Source organism: Anaerostipes sp. MSJ-23, assembly GCF_018918155.1.
Lineage (GTDB): Bacteria > Bacillota > Clostridia > Lachnospirales > Lachnospiraceae > Anaerostipes.
Genome location: NZ_JAHLPY010000039.1, coordinates 1 through 972, shown reverse-complemented (window position 1 = coordinate 972; position 972 = coordinate 1). Strand labels below are relative to the sequence as shown.

At 35.4% G+C, this 972-nt stretch carries 1 protein-coding gene; it reads right to left on the bottom strand.

Annotated elements, in window-relative coordinates; all coding sequences use genetic code 11:
• Nucleotides 1–137: 137 nt before the first annotated feature.
• Nucleotides 138–972: transposase (locus tag KQI71_RS12240; protein WP_216436394.1), on the bottom strand; the 835-nt coding region annotated here is incomplete at its 5' end.

The window sequence follows — 972 nt, the reverse complement described above, 5'->3', positions numbered from 1 at the left end:
CCTAATCAAGGAACGCCAGTTCCGGCAAATGTCGGTTCTGGCGTTCCTTGATTTTATGGTTCTTGTTTTTAACAAAAGGACAGTTTTTCGTGTAAAAAATAGTGCACTTAATAAGCCCGGTTTCAAACAGTCGCATTTTATGCAGCTTTCATTTTCCGTTGTTTCTTATTGTGATATTTATAAAGATTGAATCCACACGAAATGAGTGTAAGTTCAAGAATTACATTTTTCTTTCCACGGCGGAATAATCTTTTATACGATTTGTCCCATTTTAAAATGCCAAATGTTCCTTCTGATTGAATGCTTCGGTTCATTCTTAAAAGTGCTCCATGTATGCATTCTAGATTCTCCAACACTTCCTGATGTATAGACGTTAATTCCTGATGCATTCGTATGGTACGATTTTTATATGCCCTCGGGCAGCACTCTTGTTTATGAAGACATCCTTCACAGGATTCGCATTCATACAGTTCTTCATTGCGTCCATATTTGTTATATTTTACATGCTGTATTCGCTTAAAAATAAATTTACGTCCGTTTGGACATATGAGATTTCCATTTTTATCTTTTACAAAGTTTACTGCACGATAAGGATTCTCATGGTACTTTTTATCGGTTGTTTCCTTTTTGTACATAGTAAATTTCATATATTTTTCCATGCCATGTTTTTCACAATAAAGAGAATGATTATAAGAGCCATATCCGGCATCTGCAACTGGATATTTGGGATAATGACCATATATATCATTGAATTTTTCCATCCATGGGACAAAACATTCTATATCTGATGCGTATTGTTTTACATCGATTACAGCGATATATTCATCACAGACAGCTGCTTGTAGATTATACGCTGGAAGAAGCTGATCGTTTCCCATATAATCGCGCTTCAAGCGCATAAAAGTAGCGTCATGATCTGTTTTGGAATAGCTGTTTCTTTCTTCGCCACAAATTTTTATATGACATGCATAG